This is a genomic window from Pedobacter sp. MR22-3, assembly GCF_026240075.1.
Classification (GTDB): domain Bacteria; phylum Bacteroidota; class Bacteroidia; order Sphingobacteriales; family Sphingobacteriaceae; genus Pedobacter.
In genome coordinates this window covers 177,358-199,803 of sequence record NZ_JAPIVF010000007.1, presented here as the reverse complement: position 1 = coordinate 199,803, position 22,446 = coordinate 177,358, and the positions used below count along the sequence as shown (strand labels likewise).

General features: G+C 40.0%; 18 protein-coding genes. 11 read left to right on the top strand and 7 right to left on the bottom strand.

Annotation, left to right across the window (positions count from 1 at the left end; genetic code table 11):
• Positions 1-131 precede the first annotated feature (131 nt).
• Positions 132-623, bottom strand: coding sequence for a YajQ family cyclic di-GMP-binding protein (locus OQ267_RS18800; RefSeq protein ID WP_088301825.1), 492 nt, complete (start codon positions 621-623; stop codon positions 132-134).
• Between the two features lie 75 nt (positions 624-698).
• Here OQ267_RS18800 and OQ267_RS18795 point away from each other — a divergent pair, with 75 nt between their 5' ends.
• The 3 genes from OQ267_RS18795 (at position 699) to OQ267_RS18785 (ending at position 4,380) form a co-directional block, all read left to right on the top strand.
• Positions 699-1,331: a hypothetical protein gene (locus OQ267_RS18795; RefSeq protein WP_265818007.1), complete on the top strand. Its 633-nt coding sequence runs from the start codon at positions 699-701 to the stop codon at positions 1,329-1,331.
• A 98-nt stretch (positions 1,332-1,429) separates the two neighbouring features.
• Entirely contained in the window at positions 1,430-3,490 is a 2,061-nt protein-coding gene (gene ppk1, locus OQ267_RS18790; RefSeq protein WP_265818008.1) for a polyphosphate kinase 1, read from the top strand.
• On the top strand, positions 3,490-4,380 hold the full coding sequence (locus tag OQ267_RS18785) for an exopolyphosphatase (RefSeq protein WP_088301623.1): 891 nt from the start codon (positions 3,490-3,492) through the stop codon (positions 4,378-4,380). Before ppk1 ends, OQ267_RS18785 begins: the two co-directional genes overlap by 1 nt.
• 78 nt (positions 4,381-4,458) lie before the next feature.
• Here OQ267_RS18785 and pgl read toward each other — a convergent pair whose 3' ends face one another.
• The 4 genes from pgl to OQ267_RS18765 form a co-directional block, all read right to left on the bottom strand.
• Positions 4,459-5,184: a 6-phosphogluconolactonase gene (gene pgl, locus OQ267_RS18780; RefSeq protein ID WP_088301624.1), complete on the bottom strand. Its 726-nt coding sequence runs from the start codon at positions 5,182-5,184 to the stop codon at positions 4,459-4,461.
• Between the two features lie 83 nt (positions 5,185-5,267).
• A complete protein-coding gene (zwf, locus tag OQ267_RS18775) occupies positions 5,268-6,782 on the bottom strand; it encodes a glucose-6-phosphate dehydrogenase (RefSeq protein ID WP_088301625.1) in 1,515 nt (504 codons plus the stop codon).
• Between the two features lie 28 nt (positions 6,783-6,810).
• Positions 6,811-8,226 carry an NADP-dependent phosphogluconate dehydrogenase gene (gene gndA, locus OQ267_RS18770; protein ID WP_088301626.1) on the bottom strand — a complete coding sequence of 472 codons (1,416 nt, stop codon included), beginning with the start codon at positions 8,224-8,226 and terminating at the stop codon, positions 6,811-6,813.
• 102 nt (positions 8,227-8,328) lie between these two features.
• A complete protein-coding gene (locus OQ267_RS18765; protein ID WP_088301627.1) occupies positions 8,329-9,087 on the bottom strand; it encodes an ROK family protein in 759 nt (252 codons plus the stop codon).
• A 160-nt stretch (positions 9,088-9,247) separates the two neighbouring features.
• Here OQ267_RS18765 and OQ267_RS18760 point away from each other — a divergent pair, with 160 nt between their 5' ends.
• The 7 genes from OQ267_RS18760 to OQ267_RS18730 all read left to right on the top strand — a co-directional run bounded on the left by OQ267_RS18760 (position 9,248) and on the right by OQ267_RS18730 (position 20,501).
• Positions 9,248-10,462, top strand: a complete 1,215-nt coding sequence (locus OQ267_RS18760; protein ID WP_265837458.1) for a sterol desaturase family protein — start codon at positions 9,248-9,250, stop codon at positions 10,460-10,462.
• Positions 10,463-11,075: 613 nt separating this feature from the next.
• Complete coding sequence (locus OQ267_RS18755) at positions 11,076-14,249, top strand: SusC/RagA family TonB-linked outer membrane protein (RefSeq protein WP_265837457.1); 3,174 nt, start codon at positions 11,076-11,078, stop codon at positions 14,247-14,249.
• An 11-nt stretch (positions 14,250-14,260) separates the two neighbouring features.
• Positions 14,261-15,829 carry a SusD/RagB family nutrient-binding outer membrane lipoprotein gene (locus tag OQ267_RS18750; RefSeq protein ID WP_088301629.1) on the top strand — a complete coding sequence of 523 codons (1,569 nt, stop codon included), beginning with the start codon at positions 14,261-14,263 and terminating at the stop codon, positions 15,827-15,829.
• Between the two features lie 12 nt (positions 15,830-15,841).
• Positions 15,842-17,350: a DUF5689 domain-containing protein gene (locus tag OQ267_RS18745; protein ID WP_265837455.1), complete on the top strand. Its 1,509-nt coding sequence runs from the start codon at positions 15,842-15,844 to the stop codon at positions 17,348-17,350.
• 60 nt (positions 17,351-17,410) lie between these two features.
• Positions 17,411-18,820, top strand: coding sequence for a calcineurin-like phosphoesterase C-terminal domain-containing protein (locus tag OQ267_RS18740; protein ID WP_088301631.1), 1,410 nt, complete (start codon positions 17,411-17,413; stop codon positions 18,818-18,820).
• Between the two features lie 59 nt (positions 18,821-18,879).
• A complete protein-coding gene (locus OQ267_RS18735; protein ID WP_265837453.1) occupies positions 18,880-19,785 on the top strand; it encodes a glycerophosphodiester phosphodiesterase family protein in 906 nt (301 codons plus the stop codon).
• A gap of 23 nt (positions 19,786-19,808) precedes the next feature.
• Positions 19,809-20,501, top strand: a complete 693-nt coding sequence (locus OQ267_RS18730; RefSeq protein ID WP_265837451.1) for a GDSL-type esterase/lipase family protein — start codon at positions 19,809-19,811, stop codon at positions 20,499-20,501.
• A gap of 99 nt (positions 20,502-20,600) precedes the next feature.
• On the opposite strand, the gene OQ267_RS18725 is transcribed toward OQ267_RS18730, so the two are convergent.
• Positions 20,601-21,053, bottom strand: coding sequence for a hypothetical protein (locus OQ267_RS18725; RefSeq protein ID WP_265837449.1), 453 nt, complete (start codon positions 21,051-21,053; stop codon positions 20,601-20,603).
• 76 nt (positions 21,054-21,129) lie between these two features.
• Positions 21,130-21,906 (bottom strand): XRE family transcriptional regulator, encoded by a 777-nt coding sequence (locus OQ267_RS18720; RefSeq protein ID WP_265837447.1) that lies wholly within the window; start codon positions 21,904-21,906, stop codon positions 21,130-21,132.
• 131 nt (positions 21,907-22,037) lie between these two features.
• On the opposite strand from OQ267_RS18720, the gene OQ267_RS18715 reads away from it, so the two are divergent.
• A complete protein-coding gene (locus OQ267_RS18715) occupies positions 22,038-22,388 on the top strand; it encodes a GIY-YIG nuclease family protein (RefSeq protein WP_029285173.1) in 351 nt (116 codons plus the stop codon).
• Positions 22,389-22,446: the final 58 nt, after the last annotated feature.

Genomic DNA, 22,446 nt, shown 5'->3' with positions numbered 1-22,446 from the left:
AGGCTTTTCAGCTAACGAAGCAATCTTTTTTACGGTCTCTTCGGGTAAGATTGCTTCAGCTTCGCGATGACGATCGTTAATCAGCACAATTTATCCCGCAGATATTAGCGGAAAACGTACTCAGTTTAAAATTAGTTCCTCATATTGATAAACTGTAAAGGCTGATCGAAATCTTCAGACCTGCATAAACTAATTACGGCCTGGAGGTCATCTATCTTTTTTGCTGTAACCCTAACCTGATCATCCATGATGGATGGCTGTACCTTTAAGCCACTAGCTTTAATCTTCGCCACTACCTTTTTGGCGGCTTCCTTATCTAAGCCTTCCTTAATGGTAATTTCTTTTCGGATCATATTGCCGGAAGCGATGGTTTCCTTACCAAAATCCATACTTTTAGGGTCAAGATTCTGCTTCATCATCCTGGAAATAATTGAACCTTCTATCGCTTTTAGACGCATATCATCTTCGGTCACAATGGTTACAATATTCGTTTTTTTATCCAGATCGACAGTACTTTTTGAACCGTTGAAATCAAAACGGTTCAATATTTCTTTTTTAGCATTGTTAATGGCGTTGTCAAGAGTCTGCGCATCAACTTTACTTACAATATCAAAAGAAGGCATGGTTTTAGCTTTAAAGTAAAAAATTAGTAGATTTAAAAAGAAATAAATCGGTTTCACAAAAAAACGAAAAATAATATGAAAACCACTAAAGCAAAGTCTCAAAAAGTAACTAAAAAAGATGCAAAGAAACAATTAGAACAATCGTTAACCGCTCAATTTTTAGAGGTGATTATGAGCCTCGGCCATGATGCATCAGAGATTAGTACCGAAGTGGCCAAAGCAAGCAAACGTGTGGCAAAAAAATTAACCAAAAAATTCACGGTAATTAAAGCCGATGTTGGGCATAAAATTGATGGCATCCTTCATTCATCTAAAGAAACAGCAGCCGAAATTAAGACACCGGTAACAAAGGCAGCAAATAAAGCAGAAAAAAGTGTAGCGAAAGTGGTTAAAAAAGCTGTCGCCAAAGCCAAACCAGTGGTACAAAGTGTTAAGGTTGCAGCCATCGCTACTGAGGAAAAAGCAGAAAAGGCCATTGCTAAACCAGTTAAAGCAGTGAAACCTACGGTAAAGAATATAGCGAAAGTTGTTCAGCCAAAAATTGAATCGGCTAAAGAAGCGGTTGCTGAAGCTACAGAGCAGGCAGCAGGCACCGTTAAAAAATCAACAAGAAAAGCAACCGTTACGGCTAAAGATGTAGTAAGTGAGGCAAAAGAGAAGGTTGAACCTGTAGTTAAAAAAGTGGTAAAGGCTCCGGTAAAAAAATAATGAATTAACGTTAACCTGTGTGTGAATTAACATGGACTTAACAAATTAATATGCAGTTTTGAACATCCCTGTTTCGGCAGGGATTTTTATTTTTTTAAATGAGCAAGAAGAAGATACCATTTTTAAATCGTGAAATTAGCTGGCTTTACTTTAATGACCGCGTATTACAGGAAGCTGCCGATGAAACTGTGCCGCTTATCGAAAGAATAAAGTTTTTATCCATCTTTTCATCCAATCTGGAAGAATTTTACCGGGTAAGGGTAGCTACAATGACCCGCTTAACCAATCTGAATGATAAAGCTAAAGCACTTCTGGGTTTTAATCCGCGTAAAATCCTGAATGAAATCAAAAATATTGTGGTGAAACAGGAGCGGAAATTCGATCAGCTTTTTCAGGCAACTTTGATCAATGAGCTCGCACAAAACAGAATCTTTATCTTAAACGATACCCAGCTAAACGTAAGCCGGGGTGAATTTGTAAAGAATCACTTTCGTGATAAAATCCTGTCGAACGTGGTTCCCATTATGCTGGATATGGACAAACCTTTCCCGGAACTGAAAGACCGGTATCTGTATTTCTTTGTCAAGCTTTCCAAAAAAGATACCAAGATCAGAGAGAAGTATGCCCTAATTGAGATTCCGCCTAATTTACCCCGGTTTCTGGTACTGCCTGAAACCAACGATCTGAAATTTATTATTCTGGCTGAGGACATCATCAGGTACTGCCTGGATGATATTTTTTATGTATTTACGTATGATAACCTGGAGGCTTATTCCATTCAGCTCACCAGGGATGCCGAATTGGATATCGACAAAAACATTAACGATAAATTTATTGAAGATTTAAAAAGTAGCCTGGAAAAAAGGAAAAAGGGTAAACCTATGCGCTTGCTCTATGATTCGGCCATGCCACTCAATATGCTGACGGTTCTGGTGAATAAGCTGAAGCTGGAAGCCGAAAGTTTGATTCCCGGCAACAGGTACCATAAGTTCGGGGATTTTATTGCTTTCCCCAATGTGGGAAAAAAGGAACTGGAATATGCGCCTAATGTCCCGCTTAAGGTGCATGAATTGCATCGCACACAGAGTATGTTCAATAAAGTTGCGCAACGCGATTACCTGGTTAATCTTCCATACCAGTCTTATGACTACATTATTCTTTTCCTCCGTGAAGCGGCTATAGATCCCAAGGTTACCGAAATTCAGATTACTTTATACCGCCTGGCTGAAAATTCAAAAGTAATTAATGCGCTGATCAATGCCGCAAAAAACGGAAAGGCCGTATCGGTATTACTGGAATTAAAAGCCCGTTTTGATGAACAGGCCAATATTTTCTGGACAACCCGTTTAATGGAAGAGGGCGTTAAGGTGAACTATGGCTTAACAGATTATAAAGTGCATTCTAAAATCTGTCTGGTGAAAAGGATTGAAAAAGAAAAACCGGTTTATTACGCCAATCTGGCAACGGGTAATTTCAATGAAAAAACAGCCGGATTGTATTGCGACCACAGTATTTTCACTGCGCGTAAAGAAATTACCAATGATCTGGTTAAGTTGTTTGACGCTTTAAGCAAACGCACGGTAATAAAGGGGTATAAACATTTAATTGTATCTCCAATGGAAAGCAGATCTAAACTGGTGAATTTTATTAACCGGGAGATCAGAAATGCAAAGGCCGGAAAAATTGCATACATCATGCTCAAGGTGAACAGCCTGGCTGATGAGGGCATTATTTCCAAACTTTACGATGCCAGCAATGCAGGCGTAAAAATACAACTGATTATCCGCGGAATTTGCTGTCTGGTACCAGGGGTGAAAGGCTTTAGCGAAAACATTACGGCCATTAGCATCATTGATAAATTTCTGGAACATGCCCGCGTATATATTTTCAGTAACAACGGTAAAAATGATATGTATTTATCATCTGCCGACCTGATGAGCAGGAATTTCGAGCATCGGGTAGAAGTTGGCTTTCCGGTTTTGGATCCTGATGTGAAACAAGAAATTCAGGATATTATTGATTTGCAACTACAGGACAATACCAAGGCACGTCAGATTAATGCATTAAACAATAACAAGTATCATAAAAACAGATTAAGTAAAAAAATCAGGGCGCAAGTTGATACTTATAACTACTTAAAAACCAAGCACCAATCATAATGTTAAGATACGCAGCTATAGATATCGGTTCTAACGCGGTAAGGCTACTCATTGCTGATATCAGCAAACACGATGGCGAATTCAAATACAAAAAAAACACTTTAATCCGTGTGCCACTTCGTTTAGGTGATGACGCCTTTCTGGATAAACAGATTTCAGAAAAAAAAACCGGAGACCTAATCAAAACCATGGCAGCTTTCAAAAACCTGATGGATGTTTATCACGTATCTGAATACCTGGCATGCGCTACTTCAGCTATGCGCGAGGCCAAAAACGGTGCAGAAATTGTTAAATGGATCAAGGAAAAAACTGAAATTAACCTGGAGATTATAGAAGGGCAGCGGGAGGCCAATATTATTTACGCCAACCACATTGAGGCAGATCTTGATGACAGCAAAACGTATCTGTATATTGATGTGGGCGGGGGTAGTACAGAACTTTCTGTTTTTGTGAAGGGAACACCGCAGATCTCCAGATCTTTTGATATTGGTACCATCCGAATGCTGGATAATCAGGATAAGGAAGAAACCTGGGAAGAAATGAAGGAATGGGTGAAAGAACATACCAAGGGCCATAAGCATCTTGCCGGAATTGGCACCGGCGGCAATATCAATAAGCTTTTCAGGATGAGCGAGGAGAAAGACCATGCACCACTTTCACTGCAAAAGCTGAATGCGCTTTATAATAAACTCACCAGTTATTCCTTAAAGGAAAGAATTAATACCCTGCACCTTAATCCTGACCGTGCTGATGTGATTATCCCGGCGAGTGAGATTTATTTAACGCTGATGAAATGGACAGGTATCAAGCAACTCTATGTTCCAAAGGTGGGAATGGCCGATGGAATTATTAAGTTATTAATTGAAGAGAATTTAAAGCCGGCGCTTTAAGTTCAACTTACGCCCAGTATAAATTAACCAACCCATAAGGTCTTCAAAACCTTATGGGTTAATAGTATTAAATGGTTATTACTCTTCCAGTAATCTGGTTGCAGCTTCGTCGGTAAACCAGGTCAGTTTCCCATCAATCGGATCAATTAACTGTGAAGGATACAGATCGAAATTTTTCTCCTCATCATTAATCACATGTTTTAAAGCTTCTGCCTTATTTTCTCCAAAAACCAAGAAAGCCACATTATCTGCCTTATTAATTAAAGGAGCAGTGAAACTGATGCGGTAGGTATTTAATTTTTCAACAAACACGGCGGCCACATCAACTTCCTGATCTTTTACTAAAGTGGTATGAGGGAAAATGGATGCCGTATGCGCATCATCACCCATTCCTAAAAGGATAAGGTCGAATGCCGGATCTTCTCCGTTAAAGTGCTTGTCAATTGATTTTTTATATTCAATGGCTGCCTTTTCAGGTGCCAGTGTGGTATTTACATAAAAAATATGGTCTTCCTTAATTCCAAGTGGATCAAGCAAAGTCTTCTTTGCCATCAGGCCGTTGTAATTTTCATCTGTTGAAGGAACATTTCGCTCATCACCAAAAAAGAAATAAACCTTCTCCCAGTCAATTCGATGTTCACATTCCGTAGCCAGAAGGTGGTAAAGTGCCTTCGGCGAACTTCCACCGGTTAAAACAAAATTAAAGCGATCGTTTTCTTCAATTGACATTTCGGCGATTTTGATCACGTAATCTGCTAAATCCTGATTTAATTCTTCGAGGGTTTTGTATATCAGTAGGTTCATTATTTTAAAATAGACGTCCTTGCGAGGTATGATGCTATTCAATGTACAAAGGCATCATACCTGGCAAGGACGAGATAAAAATATTATTCTTTATTCTTTAAGGGCAGGTTAAACCAGTGGAAACCATCGCGGGCAATTAAGGCCTCGGCTTCTTCAGGTCCCCAGCTGTCTGCCGGATAATTAGGGAAATTAATTGATTTTTTACTTTCCCAGGTATTTAAAATCGGCATCACCAATTCCCATGCCGCTTCTACCTGATCGCCACGCATAAATAGGGTTTGGTCACCCATCATGGCATCCAAAAGCAAGGTTTCGTAAGCCTCGGGGGTGTCGCCATCATAAGTGCCTTTATAGTCAAACACCATATCAACCGGATTTAAAACCATATCCAAACCAGGCCTTTTTGCCTGAACCTGTAACCTGATGCTCATCTCTGGCTGAATGCTGATCACCAGGCGGTTTTGCTGCCAGTTTTCGGTTACACCCGAAGAAAAGATCTGATGGGGTACATCCCTGAATTGAATGGTAATCAATGAAGAGGTTTGATTTAAGCGTTTTCCGGTTCTTAAATAGAACGGAATGCCCTGCCATCTCCAGTTGTCAATGTGGAATTTTACTGCGGCGAAAGTTTCTGTATTAGAATGTGGATCTACACCTTTTTCCTGGCGGTAACCAGGTACCTCTTTTCCTTCTACCCAGCCTTTGCTGTATTGGCCCCGAACGGTATGAAAACGGATATCTTCAGCAGAGAACGGACGCATGGCTTTTAAAACTTCTACCTTACGGTTTCTGATTTCATCCGCATCAAAGTTGATCGGTGCTTCCATTCCAATTAAACAAAGCAATTGTAATAAATGATTCTGAATCATATCACGCAGCGCTCCCGAACCTTCATAATAACCACCACGATCCTGAACACCTAATTGTTCGGTTACAGAAATCTGTACATGGTCAATGTATGTCCTGTTCCAAAGCGGTTCAAATAAAGAATTGGCAAAACGGAAAGCCATCATATTCTGAACAGTTTCTTTCCCAAGGTAGTGATCGATGCGATAGATCTGTTTTTCGGTAAAAATAGTTCTTAATAGCGCATTTAACTCTTTTGCAGATTCTAAATCATGACCAAATGGTTTTTCGATCACAATCCGGCTATTGTCTTCATCTTCCGTCAGCTTATATTTGTGCAGATATTCTGCAATAACCGGAAAGAAATTAGGTGCTACAGCCAGGTAGAAAATAATCTGTGTATCTGGTCCGTATTCCTTTTGGTATTTTTCAACGGCATCCTTTAAGTTTTCAAAAGTCTTTGGTTGAGCAAAATCAGTAGGGCAGTAGTGGATGGTATTTCCAAAGTTATCCCATTTGTCTTTTTTTACCTTTCCGGAGCGAGAAAATTCATTTACTGCATCTTCCAGAGCAGCTTTATAGCTATCATCTGTAAATTCAGTTCTGCCGGTACCAATAATGGCAAACTTTTCAGGCATGTAACCTTCTATAAATAAATTATATAAGGCAGGAGCTAATTTTCTTTTATTTAAATCACCTGTACCACCAAATATGACAAATATCGTTGGGCTTAATGCGGCTTTAGTCTTCATTTTATGTTTGACTTCTTGTAATTAAAATTTATGATAATTTATTCCAGTCGGCATGGAAAACACCTTCCTGATCAATACGCTCGAAAGTATGTGCGCCAAAAAAGTCCCGTTGTGCCTGTATAAGGTTAGAAGGCATCCTTGCCGTTGTAATGGTATCAAAATAAGTCAGTGTTGAGGCAAATGCCGGGATACCAATACCTGCGTTGATGCATGCTGAAATGGTTTTACGGGTTCCTGTCAGTGTATCTTTAATGATGTTCTGGATTCCGCCATCGCCGAATAAATGTTCAAGTGCGTTATCTTTATCATAGGCCTGATAAATATCTTCCAGAAACTTAGCCCTGATGATACATCCACCACGCCAGATTTTAGCGATTTCCTGTAACTGTAAATCATACTCATATTCTGTAGAGGCCTGAACCAATAAATGCATGCCTTGTGCATAAGCGCTGATCATAGAGAAATAAAAAGCATCTTCCAATTCATCAACGGTAAGATTAATCTGGCTTTCTTTTTTGCCAAAAGCCTCTTCCAGTGATACCCTTAATTTTTTAAATTTAGATAAATCGCGGTTAGAAACGGCCTCATTAATGGTCGGGATAGGTAATTGTAATTCCATTGAAACTTCTGAAGTCCATTTTCCTGTACCTTTAGAACGGGCTTCATCCTTAATCTGATCCAGCAGGTCGTTTTGGGTATCGGTATCTTTAAACAAGAAGATTTCAGCTGTAATTTCCAGCAGGAAAGACTGCAGCCTGCCTTCATTCCATTTTTTAAAGACCTTGTAAATTTCTTCATTAGAGTAATTGAGGCCATTTTTCAAGACGCCATATACTTCTGCAATGAGTTCCATAATGGCATATTCAATGCCGTTGTGCACCATTTTGACAAAGTGACCTGATGCTCCGGGACCTATATAGGTAACACATGGATCAGCGCCAACTTTAGCCGCAACTGCATCGAAAACTTCCTTCACCACATCGTAGGCTTTTTTATCGCCACCCGGCATCATGCTCGGACCGAAACGGGCACCTTCTTCTCCACCGGAGATTCCCATTCCGAAGAAATGCAAACCATCTTTTTCCAATTCAGAAACCCTGCGGTTGGTATCGGTAAAATGTGAGTTACCGCTATCAATGATGATGTCACCTTTACTGAGCAAGGGTTTTAATTCTGTAATAACGCTATCTACTATGGGGCCGGCGGGTACCAGCAGAATCAGTGTTCTTGGCGATTGCAAGCTGTTAATAAAGGCTTCAATATCATTGAAACCCTTTAGCTCGTGTTTCTGCCCTTCTTCTTCCAGCTTGGAAATCATTTTCTGATCCTTATCATAACCGGTTACGGCGAAACCCTTATCTGCCATGTTTAATAAAAGGTTGCGGCCCATGGTTCCTAAACCGATCATCCCCAATTTGTATTTTTTTGACTCGTTATCTGACATTTTTAATTTTTTATAGTATTCAAAATTAGAACTTACAAATGAATATAGTTGATTTTGATGTTAAAAGATTGTAATAATTAACAACAGTACATAGTGTAAGTTTTACACTTTTGGATGAACAGTAAAAATATTGTACTTATCAGCTAGTTTCCAAAGTTTTGCACCACCTTTAATACCATCTCTGTTTGTTACCAATGTAATGTTGCTGTCCAGTTTAAAATCAATCTGTTTTGAATTTCCGCCACCAATATAAAGCGCATCGTAATTAAAAACAGTTTTATAGATTTCGATGATTTTCTTTAAACGTTTGTTCCATCGTTCTGAACCAATGTCTTCAAAAGCCTTATTGCCGATGTAATCGTCGTAGTCTTCATCTTTGTTGATCGGGAAGTGCGCCAGTTCCAGGTGCGGTAGCAGTTCGCCGTCAAACAGCAATGCGGTTCCAAATCCGGTACCTACAGTAAACACAATTTCAAAACCCTTGCCTTCTACTACGCCCAATCCCTGCTGATCAGCATCATTTACCAATCTTACCGGCTGATTTAAAGCATCAGCTACGCGTTGGGCCAGGTCTACATCTGCCCATTTATTTTTAGCCAGGTTTGGTGCGGTCTTCACCATCCCGTTCTTTACATATCCCGGAAATCCGATAGAAACGCGGTTATAAGTTTTAGGAATGGGTTTAATCAGATCCTGTATACCGGAAACAATATCTTTTGGTGTTGCACCTGCAGGCGTTTTACTTTTCATATATTCTGACAGCATATTTCCATCTTCGTCCAGTAAAACTGTTTTGATACTTGTTCCGCCGATGTCAATGGATAGGATATTGGTTTGTCCGACTTTTTTTTCTGCTGCCATATGAATGTTTTTATATAAACTGATTTCTGCAAATTAATAGAAACAATAAATATTAAACGAATAGAATGGCAACTAATTTAAAATAGTAAACTATATAATCTATATAATTAGTAGATTATTTATATGTTTGCGGTATTGATATTCAAGAAATGTAATCATCATGACTGTAAACTACCTCGCATTTGCCATTCCTGCTTTTTTTGTTTTTGTGTTCATTGAGTATAAAGTTGCGCAGCAAAGAAAGCGGAAAGAGGTATTTAAGTATGAAAGTTCCGTTGCTAATTTCAGTGTAGGTATCGCCGAGCGGTTATTGAATTTATTTATTGCAGCCAGCTTTTACCAGGTATATGAATGGGTTTATCAGCATTATGCTTTATTTCAGATTCCTAATAAATGGTACGTATGGCTGCTTTTATTACTGGCTACAGATTTTGTCTGGTACTGGTATCACCGTTTAGGGCATGAAATTAACTTTCTCTGGGCTGCACATATTGTACATCATCAAAGTGAGGAATTTAATTTTACGGCTGCCGCCCGGATTACCACCATTCAGGCCATTTTCAGGAATGTTTTCTGGTGCGCCCTGCCACTGACTGGCTTTCAGCCGTCGATGATCATTACCATTCTGCTTGCACATGGTGCTTATTCCTTTTTCACCCATACACAACTCATCGGAAAAATCAGCTGGCTGGAAAAGGTGTTGATCACGCCCTCGCTCCATGGTGTTCACCATGCTTCTGATGAAAAATATCTGGATAAAAATTATGGTGATGTTTTTGTTTTCTGGGATAAGCTTTTTGGTACTTTTCAGCAGGAAGAAGAACCACCTCAATACGGATTAACGCACCCCATTAAAAGCTATAGTTTTCTGTGGCAGCATTTTCATTATTACCTCGAAATAGCAGCAGCTTATCGGCTGGCACATGGCTTTAAAGCAAAATGGAATGCCTTATTCGGAAGTCCGGCATTGATGGATCAAAATATCAGGCCGGTTCTGGAAGCCCGCTATTTCCAGGATAAACAAAAGAAACGATCTACTTTTAAATTTAAAAAATACCTCAATATGCAGTTGGTTGCGGTGGTTGCCACTCTAACGCTTGCCACGATGTTTTTCCCTTATTTAAGTGCTCTAGACAAATGGGCTATCCTGGTCTTCGTTTTAATCACTTTAATCAATATTGGCGCTTTACTGGAACAGAGAAGATGGATCTGTTACCTGGAGGCTTTCAGGTTAATAGGATTAGTTGCCTATATTTTTTATGTGCTCCAGATTTTTACCTGGGTCGTTTTACCAATTATCCTGCTGGTTGTTTTAGAGAGAACTTATTCTTTAAGAAAACTTTACAATAAGTATATATTAAGTTATAATGGTTAACTAAATTGGGTTTCTTTATGTTTCGATATTTTATATCATTAAAATGTTACTTAATATTATTGAATTAATTTGAACAGGTAGATCATGCCTGTAAATTTCCAATAGTCTACAATTTAATCCTACAATTGTTCCTTAAAGATGCCTGTGCATCGATATTTTTAGTTTCTCTTCTGATTACCACCTTTCTTTTTTCTACTGATCGATATTTTTTAATGCAAAATTCCATTCGATTTCGGTAGTTATTGACAGTCAATGTTTGTAATTACTGTTATTCGTTATTACTTTCGTTTTACGTTAAAGATAATATTTCGAAATATAATGTAATCAAAATAAAACTATTCGAAATTAATCAAGACCTATTGGTATACCTTAATCTGCAGTTAACATATTTTTAACGTGAACAGGCTTACTTTGCTCCTGAATTGGGAAGGGGTAAATCGAATTAGATGATACTTACTAACCGAATATAACGAATATGATTAAAAAATTTACTCGAAAATTTTACCTGCCGCAATGTCTTGCAAATTTTAAGGAATGTAATCCGAATAATGGTCTCAAATTCGAAAAAAAGAGGAACCGCTTTCATTCAGGATGTAGACTGTTTGCTGCTATCATGGTTTTACAACTGATCTGCTTTAGCCATGCGTCTGCTCAAATTAACCCTGCCAACATCATTGTAAAAGGAACGGTTCTGGATGATGATGACGGACAGATTCTAATAGGTACTACCATAACGGATGATAACAGAAAGGTTTTAGGGGTGACCAATGAAAAAGGAAACTACGTTATTAATGTTGCTAAAGGCACCAAGGTAGTCTATAACATGGTCGGTTACACCGCTGTCAGCCGCGTTTTTAACAACAACGAAAATAATGTAGTCATCCGTTTAGCTTCGTCAGCCAGTAACCTGAATGAAGTGGTGGTTACAGCCTTAGGGATCAAACGTGATGAAAAGGCATTGGGTTACTCGGTTACGCAGGTGGATAGTACTTCCTTGACAAATGCCGTTTCCAGCAACTGGACAGAATCACTCTCTGGAAAAGTAGCTGGTTTAAATTTGGTGCGTAACAGTGGTCCGGCAGCTTCTAATAAAATTATTTTACGTGGTGAAAATAACCTTACCGGAGACAATGAAGCGTTAATTGTAATTGATGGGGTAGTAGCCAGCAGTTCTGCCAGACGTACAGCAGGTTCATCCGGAGGTGTTTATGGAACATCAGGTGATGTGATGCCGGCCGATTTTGGTTCGGCACTCAATGACCTTAATCCTGATGATATTGAAAGCGTTACCGTTTTGAAAGGTCCGGGCGCTTCGGCATTATACGGGCAGCGTGGTGCAAATGGTGCCATCATTATCACCACCAAATCAGGCAGGGCCAATAAGAAGTTGAACATTACCTTTACGTCAAATAGTACCTGGGAGCAGGTGAATAACAGCCCTGCAGCGCAAAATCAGTTTGGTCAGGGTCAGTTTGGTGTACCTTACTTTTCTTACGGTGCAACAGAAGATGGGCCCAGCACCAATGGAACCAGTTCAAGCTGGGGTGCACCATTTGGCACAGGCGCCAGTTTTTACCAATATGACCCGGCTACCAAGACCCGGGGCACCACCCGCACACCATGGATGGCCTATCAAAACCCGGTAGATGCCTTTTTTCAAACGGGTTTTGAGTCGTTAAATTCCCTGAGCCTGGATGGATCATATAAAGGTGTAGGGATGAGGTTCTCCGCCAGCCATGGTAACAATGAGTGGATTGTACCCAACACCGGCCTGGATCGCACTTCAGTTTCGTATTCGGCCAATACGGATGTCAATAAAAAATTTAGTGTATCGTTTAAAGCCGCTTATAACAACAGGCACAGTGATAATCTGCCCGCAACCGGTTATGGAAACCAGTCGTTGATGTATTGGTTTATGTTTGCCCAACCCAACGTGAATACAGATTGGTACAGGGATTACTGGGCACCCGGGAAGGAAAATGTACAATTTGTAAATATTACCACGACCAATCCTGAAAGTCCTTATGCCATCTCCGAGCAATACATCAATAAGCAGCGGAGAAACGGAATTTTGAGTAATATTCAGGCTACTTATAAGATTTCAAAAGAATTGAGTTTATTATTAAGGGGTTCAATTGATTACAATAAAGATATCCGCGAAACGCAACGCCCCTGGGATGCGGCCGGAAATAAGTTTGCCCAGGGATCTTACCGCGTACAGGACATTAACTCCTATGAAACCAATTTTGACTTCCTGTTGCGGTACGATAAAAAAATCAGTAACAATCTGCACCTGAATGCCAATGCAGGTGGCAGCCAGATGCGTAATGAATATAAAAAATCTGAACTGCGTGCAGATGGATTGGTGGTACCGGGAATTTACCAACTGGATAACAATTTGAGCCCGCTGGTTTCTGTACCCGATACAGCAAAATACAGGATAAACAGTTTTTATGCAGCACTATCTTTCAGTTTCAAAAATTACCTGTATTTAGATTTGACAGGCCGTCAGGATTGGAGCAGTACTTTAGCCACGCCATCCAGAACAGATAACGTGGGTTTTTTCTATCCATCGGCCAGTACCTCATTAATCGTGTCCGATTTGTTATCTCTTCCCAAAGTGATCAGCTTCTTTAAATTAAGGGTATCGGTTTCTCAGGTGGGAAGTGGTGGTACCACACCATATCGTACGGCTTATAATTATGGTCTGGCTTCAAATGGTATATATCCCGATAATGCCATGACCAACCCCAATGTGTTGCCGAATCCGAATTTGAAACCACTGAAAACAAACACTATTGAATTGGGTACGGAATTACGCTTATTTAAAAACCGACTTAATTTTGATTTTGCCACTTATCTGGGCAATACCAAAAACCAGATTTTAAACCGGATTATCGACCGGTCTACAGGTTATAATGTGGCCGTTTTCAATGTCGGCCGCGTGCAGAATAAGGGAATTGAAATTGCGGTAAATGGTACACCTGTTCAAACCAGGAAATTTAAATGGGAACTTACCGGAACGTTTACAGCTAACCGAAACCGGATTGAAGAACTGGCTGATAGTTCAGTAGTGCTGCGCACAGGTGCATTAGGCGGCGGACAAATCGTTGCAAATGTAGGCGGCAGCATGGGTGATTTATACGGACGAGGCTACATGAGATCGCCGGATGGACAAATTATTTATGATTCTGCTACAGGTAATGCCAAAATCAGTACTTCTGATCTCATTTACCTGGGAAATACCATGCCTAAATTCAGGTTTAGTTTTGGCTCTACCTTTACTTATGATCATTTCAGTATCAATGGTTTGTTTGATGCTCAGTTAGGCGCAGTAGCCCACTCTTTAACATTTTCACGAATGGCTTCCCTGGGGAAATTAGACCTTACCTTACCCGGACGTTATAATGGCGTTGTGGGTGATGGGGTAGTGCAAAATGCAGATGGTACTTACCGCAAGAATGATGTGGTGGCCACCAACCTGGAAAGTTTCTATACCTCACTTTATGGTTCAGATCAGGCCGAAGGCAGTGTATTCAGAACCGACTACCTGAAATTCAGGGAAGCAAATATCACCTATGCCTTTGGTCCGGCTTTCTTAAAAAGAATCGGTTTTACCAGACTTACCATTGGTGCTTACGGCAGAAATTTATTTATATGGTCGCCATGGCCGGCATTTGACCCGGAATTCGGCACATTATCCGGTAGCGACATTGTGCAGGGCTTTGAAACAGGTCAGTTGCCTTCTACCAGAAGTTATGGTGTACGTTTAGTGGTGGGTTTATAAAATTATAGATAATGAAGACAAAAAATAAAATAACCAGTTATATATTATTATCAGCACTCTGTTTATCAGCCCTTTCCTGCAAGAAAGATTTTAATGAGGTCAATACCGATCCGATCGGTCGTACCAATACTACAGCAGGGCAGTTACTGGCGCCCGCGCTCGTTAATGTATTATCAACCAATATGGTGCGTAACCGGAATTTCAACAATGAGTTGATGCAGGTTACGGTCGATATCAGTGATGCTGAAGGAAAAGTTTTCAGGTATGATGTTCGCCGGAACTGGGCAGATTACACCTGGAACAATTGGTATCTGGAATTAACCAACCTGAGGGATATTTATACCATTGCAAACCGTCCTGAATCTCTGAATGCATCCTATAAAGGGATATCTTTAATCACACAGGCCTGGGTTTTCCAGCTGTTGACAGATGTTTATGGTGATGTGCCTTATTCTGAAGCCAATAAGGGTAAAGAAGGCATAATAGAACCTGCTTTTGATAAACAAAAAGACATTTACCTGGATTTGTTAGATAAATTGGAAGAGGCCAATAAACTGTTAGCCACAGGCACAACGATTTCAGCCAATGCAGATCCGGTTTATCAGGGCGATATCAATAAATGGCGCAGATTTGGCAACTCACTTTACTTAAGGTTACTGCTTCGCATTTCAGGAAAATCTGATGTAAGTGCCCGGGTAATTGCTAAAATCAAGGAAATTGCAGATACCAATAAGGCCAATTATCCGGTTATGGAAAATAATAGCCATACGGCAAAAATTCTATGGAACGGAACCAATAGCAGTACAGCAGTTTATTCTTCTCCATTTATGATCAATGTAAGGGCCGTCGATTTCAGAACACCGGCCATTACCGATTTTTTCCTGAGCAACCTGAGTGCTTGGGCCGATCCGCGCATTAATCCCCAACTGGGTAAAAATAATGTAAGCAGGTTTGGAATTGCACCCGGACCAGATGGATATGTCGGCGTACCCAGTGGGTATGATGCAGGTAATTCAATCAAAAAACAATCTTATTTTTATTCTGATGCCACCAATGCTCCATACACCTTACAAACGGACCGCTATACGGGAATCATTATGAATTGTGCCGAGGTTGATTTTATTTTAGCCGAAGCAGCAGCAAAAGGCTGGATTAGCGGCACGGGTGAAGCCTATTATTTAAAAGGAATAGCTGATGCCGTAAATTACTGGATGCCTGAAAGATTTACCAGTGCGAGCAGTCCGGAGGTGATCAGTTATGTTAATGCTGCCGATATTGCCTGGAGCAATGCTCTGCCATTGGAAAATCAGGTGCGCAACGCACCAAGTAAGATGCAGTTGATCCACATTCAGAAATATTATGCCCTGTTTATGGTTGATTTTCAGCAATGGCTGGAATATCGCAGAACAAAACATCCTTTTTTACAGGTGGGTACAGGTCTGGCCAACGGTGGAAAAATGCCGGCAAGGTTAAATTATCCGCTGGTAACACAATCTACCAATCCAACTTCTTATCGAAATGCCGTTGCCGCTCAGGGCGTTGATGATATCAATACACTCGTTTGGTGGCAAAAACCTTAATTCTTAAATAAGATGAAAAAAATAATATATTACATGACTGCGCTTCTTCTTTTGGGGAGCACTTTCATGAGCTGCAAGCGCGACAGTGATTATGTATCGGTGAATCCAAGTCCCTTTATTGCAAACTTTGATTTACGCAAACTTTATAAGAATACAGAAATACAATTAAATACCACCAACTTATCGGGTGCAAGCAGCATCAGGGGTGTGGTCATTTCCGATCAGGCCAGCGGAAATATTCCTGCAGGATTATTGATTGTTCAAAATAGCCGGATTACCGGAAGTGGTATTGATTCTTTAAGGGGAATCGCCATTAATATTGGTACAGCCTCTGCAAATTATGTTCCTGGTGATTCTGTTCATGTTAAAATAGACGGAAGCACCATGAAAAGGGTTGATGGGATTTTGCAGCTTACCGGCGTTAATGCAGGTGAAATTAAAAAAATCTCCTCAGGCAGAAGTGTAAGAACGCAGGCAGTGAATACCGCCACACTGATCAGCCGTCCTGATTTTTACGAAAGCACGCTGATCACGATCAGCAAAGGTGTAACAGCACCCGAGCCGGTTACCGGTGATACCTTTTCAGGAAACAAAGTGATTAATGATGGTTTTGGAAAAGCGACCATTCATACCGAAGCTACTGCCCAGCTGGCTAAATCTGCCATGGTTCCTTTTGCTGATTTTACCGGAATTGTTTTCAGAAATTCAGACGGTTTGCAGTTATGGCCAAGAACTTTAGAAGATATTTACGAACTGGATGTCATCAAAGTATCGCCATTGGTAGTGACCGGATACCTGACGGATCCCGATGGATCTGATGCCAACAATGAATATATACAGTTTAAAGCCACCAGGGATATAAATTTCGCCGTTACGCCGATGTCAATTGTAACGTCTAATAATGCCGGGATTACGGCTGCACCAACCTTAGGATGGGCAATGGGCGGCGTGCGGACGTATAAGTTTAACATCACCACCGGTTCAGTTAAAAAGGGGCAGTTTTGTTACGTTGGCGGAAGCAATAAGAAAATTTGGGGCTCCGCATCAACTGACATCAGCAATGCTGTCTGGATTGCCGCCAAAGCCTATTCTACATTAAACGGAGATGATTTTGGTACAGCTACCACTAATTTACTGGCGAACAGTGGTAACGTTGCAGGTATTGCTGTGTTTGATGGCACAACGGTAAGTGCAAGTTCGGTTCCATTAGATGTGGTCATGTTTGGTGGGGGTGGAAGCGTCTATACAGCCGGACCACCCGAGGTAGGTTACCGCATCACCAATACCGATAAATACAGTGTCATCCAGAATAGAAAACGTGTCAACTTTTACGGCGGTGGTACCAACACCAGTAAGTACGCATTTCCGGCTACCAGTAACTTTACCATGCTCGGTGGTATTTATGATGCCACAACCGGCTTATGGAGCACCGGAAGAGTAGCCAAAAATGTCGAACTAAAGTCGACCTCACAACTTTCAGAAATTCAACAGGCCACTGGTTTTACAGTTATCGTTAATTAATATATTCAATCAAGCCATTCGTTATTGGTGGCTTGGTTGATGAATTTAAATCCTCCTATTATGAACAGAAGATCTTTCATCCAAAAAACAAGCCTGTTAACCACAACCCTTTTTGTTAGTCTAAAATCTTTCCCTTCTTCCCTTTTTACGGTTGATGGCGTGGTAAGCGGTTTCGTTACCAGTAAAGGCAAAGCCGTAGCTGGTGCCGTCATTTCAGACGGGTACCAGGTTGTTCAAACCGACAAAACCGGCCATTACGAAATTAAATTGAATGATCTGGCCCGCTTTGTCTGGATCAGTACGCCGGCTGGCTATGAGTTTAAAACAGAAAGCAGTATTGCCAGGCATTATTATAAGCCGGATACTGCCGGAAAATTGAATTTTGACCTTAAGGCCCTGAAGCAAAATGATAACAGGCACAATTTCATTATCTGGGCTGATCCTCAGGTTAAAAATAAAAATGATGTGCAGCAAATGATGGAAACTTCAGTTCCTGATACTAAAAAAGTAGTTCAGGGAATGGGTAAAATACCTGTTCATGGTATTGGGGTTGGTGATTTAGTTTGGGACAATTTTGATTTATTCCCGGCTTATGATGAAGCAATCGCACAAATTGGGATTCCTTTTTTCCAGGCATTGGGCAACCATGATCAGGATTACAGACAAGGTGGTGATGAAACATCCGACAGGACTTTTCAAGCACATTACGGCCCTACTTATTATTCTTTCAACAGGGGCAAGGCACATTACGTGGTGCTGGATGATGTCAGGTACTTAGGTACTGAGCGAAATTATGATGGCTACATCACCCCAACACAATTGGATTGGCTGGCTAAAGATTTGCAATTTGTACCAAAAGATGCCTTATTGATTATCTGCCTGCATATCCCGGTACATAACGCTGTAAAAAACAATGATGATTTTTATGCCGTAATTAAGGATTATCCAAATGTTCACATCATGTCTGGCCATACCCACTTTAATAAAAATGTAATTAAAAATGGTGTTTTCGAGCATAACCATGGTACCGTTTGTGGTGGCTGGTGGACGGGGCCAATCTGTGAAGATGGAACACCCCGTGGTTATGGTGTTTATGAAGTGGATGGAACAAAACTGAAATGGCATTATAAATCTACTGGTCGTGATAGAAAAGAACAGCTTGCTGTTTATGTGGAGACTTTAACCAACCAGAAAAGGTTGATAGCCAACGTATGGAATTATGATCCGGAATGGAAGGTAGAATATTTTCTGGATGGGAAAGCAATGGGTACACTGGCCCAACAAGATGGATTTGATCCCCTGGCTGTGAAGTTATACAAGGGTGATAAACTGCCTAACCCAAGATCTTTTGTGGAAGCTTGTTCAACAGATCACTTATTTATGGCACATTTTGATCCTACAGTGCAAAAAGTGAAAGTAGTAGCCACTGACCGGTTCGGAGAGCAATTCGAAGCGGAAGTAACTGCCTGATCACCATTTGTAAAATTATCAGAACATTAAACAATTCAATAAACATTAATTCACAGCAAATGAAATTAGTTAGGTCAGCAATCGTAATTACGGCAGTATCCTTTTTTGCGCTACATTCTTACGGACAAAAAACCATCTCATTTCCGGCATTTAGTGCAGAGGCACATCGGGGCGGGAGAGGGCTGATGCCCGAAAATACAATTAAGGCCATGATCAATACGTTGAACATAAAAGGCATCACCACTTTGGAAATGGATACACACATTACGAAAGATGGACAGGTGGTGGTTACGCATGATGATTATTTGAGTCCCGCATTTATGCTTACTCCTGATGGACAAGATATCCCTGCCACTGATGCAAAGAAATATCCGGTCTTCGGGATGAATTATCCAGCATTAAAGCAGTTTGATTTGGGGACGAAATACTACGATTTGTTTCCGACACAGCAGAAAGTGAAAACTTATATTCCTTTACTGGCAGATTTAATTGACTCAGTACAATACGATATTAAGAAAAATAAACGCCGGCAGTTTTTTTATAATATCGAAACCAAGTGCAGTCCGCAAGGTGATGGCCTAACCAACCCAACACCTGAAGTGTTTGTGAAATCATTGATGGATGTGATTGAAAAGAAGAAAATTTCGCCTTTTGTCGTGATCCAGTCTTTTGATAAAAGGACCATTCAAATCATTCACGAGAAATACCCGAAAATCAAAACATCCTTTCTCGTAGCCAATAAAAAATCTTACGAAGAAAACATCGCAGATTTAGGCTTTAAACCTTTTATTTTGAGTCCGGTATGGCAAATGGTTACTGCAGAAATGGTGACTAAAGCACATGCTGATGGCGTTAAAATTATCCCATGGACAGCCAATAAACCAGAAGACATTCAAAAATTAAAAGCACTGGATGTTGATGGTATTATTTCTGATTATCCGGATGTGTTAGTTCAGGCAAAATAATTAAGTTTGAAAAAAAGGTTGTCATGAAATTATTTCCATTCCGTAAATGCTTTACTGCGTTCAGTTTATTATTCTTCATAACGGTTGCTGCCAATGCCCAGACTGTTGCCTGGGACAGTACTTACCGGCCTGGTAAATATGTAGAACTGGTAAAAAAGTTTAAAGATGATCCAAAGTCAAAAAAGGATATTGTTTTTTTAGGCAACAGCATTACAGCCGGAACAGACTGGGCAAAACTACTGGATTTACCACAAGCTAAAAACCGTGGCATCTCCGGTGATATTACATTCGGTGTTTTAGAAAGGCTGCAGGATGTGATTGACGGAAAGCCCGCTAAAATTTTTATTTTAATCGGGATAAACGATATTTCCAGAAATATTCCCGACAGCATCATTCTGAGAAATTATAAAAAGATGATTACAAGCATCAGGAAGGGATCAAGAAAAACACAAATTTATTTCAACACCCTGTTGCCGGTAAACAGTTCATTTGAAAAATTTAAAAATCATTATGGTAAGGATGAACATATTCTTTATCTCAATGAAGAGATCAGAAAGTTTACATCAAAAAACGTTACCGTGGTTGACCTTTATCCAAATTTCACTGATGAAAATCAGCATCTAAGGGCAGCATTAACTAAGGACGGTTTACATTTATTGCCTGCGGGATACCAAGTGTGGGCAGATTTTTTAAAAAGAAGTGGCTATTTAAATTAAAAAGGTTCATTCATATTCGCTTTCACCATTCAATTTGACACAAAAAAAGTACGGAATTGAATTTCCGTACTTTTTTTATCGAATATTATTTTGCTGCCTTTATCCTTGAACAGGCGGATTGGATACTACAGGCGCTTTGTCTGAGCGGTCGCCGCGACGAAATCCTTTACGCATCTTTTCACCTTTTTCTCTTGCCTCTGTGCGGAAAGCTTCCATTTTGGTTTTTTGATCTGCGGTTAAGATGGCATCAATTTTTGCCTTTTGTTCACTCATTGCTGTTTTACGTTCAGCCATTTTATCTTTCCTATCGCCATGATCGGATTTTCTCCAGGCCTCCATTTTTTTAGCGTTTTCCAATTCTACGGCATACACCTTAGTTTTTTGATCAGGCGTAAGCGCCAATTGTTTTTCCAGTCTGGAAGTTACCTTTTCTGCCCTTTGTTCTGCAGTCATTGTAGGCATTTGTCTTCTTATCTTTTTGGTACTGTCTTGCGCAAATGCGGCAGTAAAACCCATTACTGCTATTGCGATGGTTAAAATTGCTTTTTTCATGTTCTGATTATTTATGTGTTGGTATAATAGAGCTGAAAAGCATCATACAGTTTAATCGGGCATAAGTTAAAAAGTGTTAATTTTTATTCAGCTGTGAAATAGATTTTTGCATTTGTGCCATCATCTGGGTTAAGGTTTCCATGGTTGGGTCTGGTGCAGGTTCAGGTAAGGAAGTGGATATATAGGCTTTGGCCTTCCAGATTTCCAGGATATCGTCTGCTGCTATCGTGTAGGCATCATATACTTTATTATCAGAAATGAGTTTCAAATCTTTATTTTCTTTGAAACGATTTCCGGCTCTTTTATATACTACTCCTTCGTTTTTGCTGATGATCACATAGGTTTCACCAGTTTTCACCTCATTCCAGTTGTCCAGGTATTCGCCAATAATTACACTACCAGCCTGAACGGGTAACATACTGTCGCCCATAATTTCAAAAGCCCTGAATGTACCCTGGCGAAGCGCAGGTATGGGTAACTGAAACTTTGGAAGATCGCTGATGTATTGCGGATCAGAAAAGCCATTAAGGTAACCGGCACTGGCCTTAACAGGTACTAGTTCAATGTTCTCCCTGTCATTCTGGTCTACCGAAATACTCAACACCCTTAAATTAGATCCGGAACTTTTAGGCTTAGGTTTCCAGCTGTCGCTTATCTTTTCGTTAATAAACTCATCAATGGTTAAGTCAAAATATTCTGCTATTTTTTTTAGCAAATCATATTTTGGCTCGGCTCTATCTTCCTCATAGGCCCCAATCAGTGATCTCTTAATTTCCATAATATCAGCGAAATTCTGCTGTGTATGGCCCTTTTTCTTTCTGAGATACTTTAAGTTATTTGAAATATTCGACATAAAAATAAAATTTGAAATAAATTTGGAATTACTAAAATAGTTAGTAATTTTATGCTCATAAAGTTAGTAATATTATTTTGAATTGCAAGAAGGTATACTAATTAGTTTAGTTAATTAATATTTTGAAGATTATGAAAAAGTTTGTTTACATCGTTACCGACAGAAATCGCACCAGCATGCACGTAGGCATGAGTTCTGATTTAATTAAAACATTGGATTTCTATAAACAGATGCCAAATTTGTTTTTTGATAACGGGCAACAGTTAACACGTTTGGTATACTTTGAAGAATTTAAAAGCGAAGCACAAGCATTGGCACGTTTCAAAATCATAAGCCGGTTCACCAGAATGCAGAAAGAGCGTTTGGTCAGATCCTGCAATCCGGATTGGATAGATTTAACGATAGGCTTAGACTTTGAAAACATATTGTTGCATAGAAATGTAACCAATCAGATTAACCTGGCCTTTACCAGCTTATCTTAAATTCAAATCCTTCCTGCACAAAAAAAGCGCTCCAATTGAAGTGGAACGCTTTTGAGTG

Coding starts and splice junctions, on each gene's coding strand:
- OQ267_RS18800 (WP_088301825.1), bottom strand. CDS start 623: ATGCCTTCTTTTGATATTGTAAGTAAAGTTGATGCGCAGACTCTTGAC.
- OQ267_RS18795 (WP_265818007.1), top strand. CDS start 699: ATGAAAACCACTAAAGCAAAGTCTCAAAAAGTAACTAAAAAAGATGCA.
- ppk1 (WP_265818008.1), top strand. CDS start 1,430: ATGAGCAAGAAGAAGATACCATTTTTAAATCGTGAAATTAGCTGGCTT.
- OQ267_RS18785 (WP_088301623.1), top strand. CDS start 3,490: ATGTTAAGATACGCAGCTATAGATATCGGTTCTAACGCGGTAAGGCTA.
- pgl (WP_088301624.1), bottom strand. CDS start 5,184: ATGAACCTACTGATATACAAAACCCTCGAAGAATTAAATCAGGATTTA.
- zwf (WP_088301625.1), bottom strand. CDS start 6,782: ATGAAGACTAAAGCCGCATTAAGCCCAACGATATTTGTCATATTTGGT.
- gndA (WP_088301626.1), bottom strand. CDS start 8,226: ATGTCAGATAACGAGTCAAAAAAATACAAATTGGGGATGATCGGTTTA.
- OQ267_RS18765 (WP_088301627.1), bottom strand. CDS start 9,087: ATGGCAGCAGAAAAAAAAGTCGGACAAACCAATATCCTATCCATTGAC.
- OQ267_RS18760 (WP_265837458.1), top strand. CDS start 9,248: ATGACTGTAAACTACCTCGCATTTGCCATTCCTGCTTTTTTTGTTTTT.
- OQ267_RS18755 (WP_265837457.1), top strand. CDS start 11,076: ATGGTTTTACAACTGATCTGCTTTAGCCATGCGTCTGCTCAAATTAAC.
- OQ267_RS18750 (WP_088301629.1), top strand. CDS start 14,261: ATGAAGACAAAAAATAAAATAACCAGTTATATATTATTATCAGCACTC.
- OQ267_RS18745 (WP_265837455.1), top strand. CDS start 15,842: ATGAAAAAAATAATATATTACATGACTGCGCTTCTTCTTTTGGGGAGC.
- OQ267_RS18740 (WP_088301631.1), top strand. CDS start 17,411: ATGAACAGAAGATCTTTCATCCAAAAAACAAGCCTGTTAACCACAACC.
- OQ267_RS18735 (WP_265837453.1), top strand. CDS start 18,880: ATGAAATTAGTTAGGTCAGCAATCGTAATTACGGCAGTATCCTTTTTT.
- OQ267_RS18730 (WP_265837451.1), top strand. CDS start 19,809: ATGAAATTATTTCCATTCCGTAAATGCTTTACTGCGTTCAGTTTATTA.
- OQ267_RS18725 (WP_265837449.1), bottom strand. CDS start 21,053: ATGAAAAAAGCAATTTTAACCATCGCAATAGCAGTAATGGGTTTTACT.
- OQ267_RS18720 (WP_265837447.1), bottom strand. CDS start 21,906: ATGTCGAATATTTCAAATAACTTAAAGTATCTCAGAAAGAAAAAGGGC.
- OQ267_RS18715 (WP_029285173.1), top strand. CDS start 22,038: ATGAAAAAGTTTGTTTACATCGTTACCGACAGAAATCGCACCAGCATG.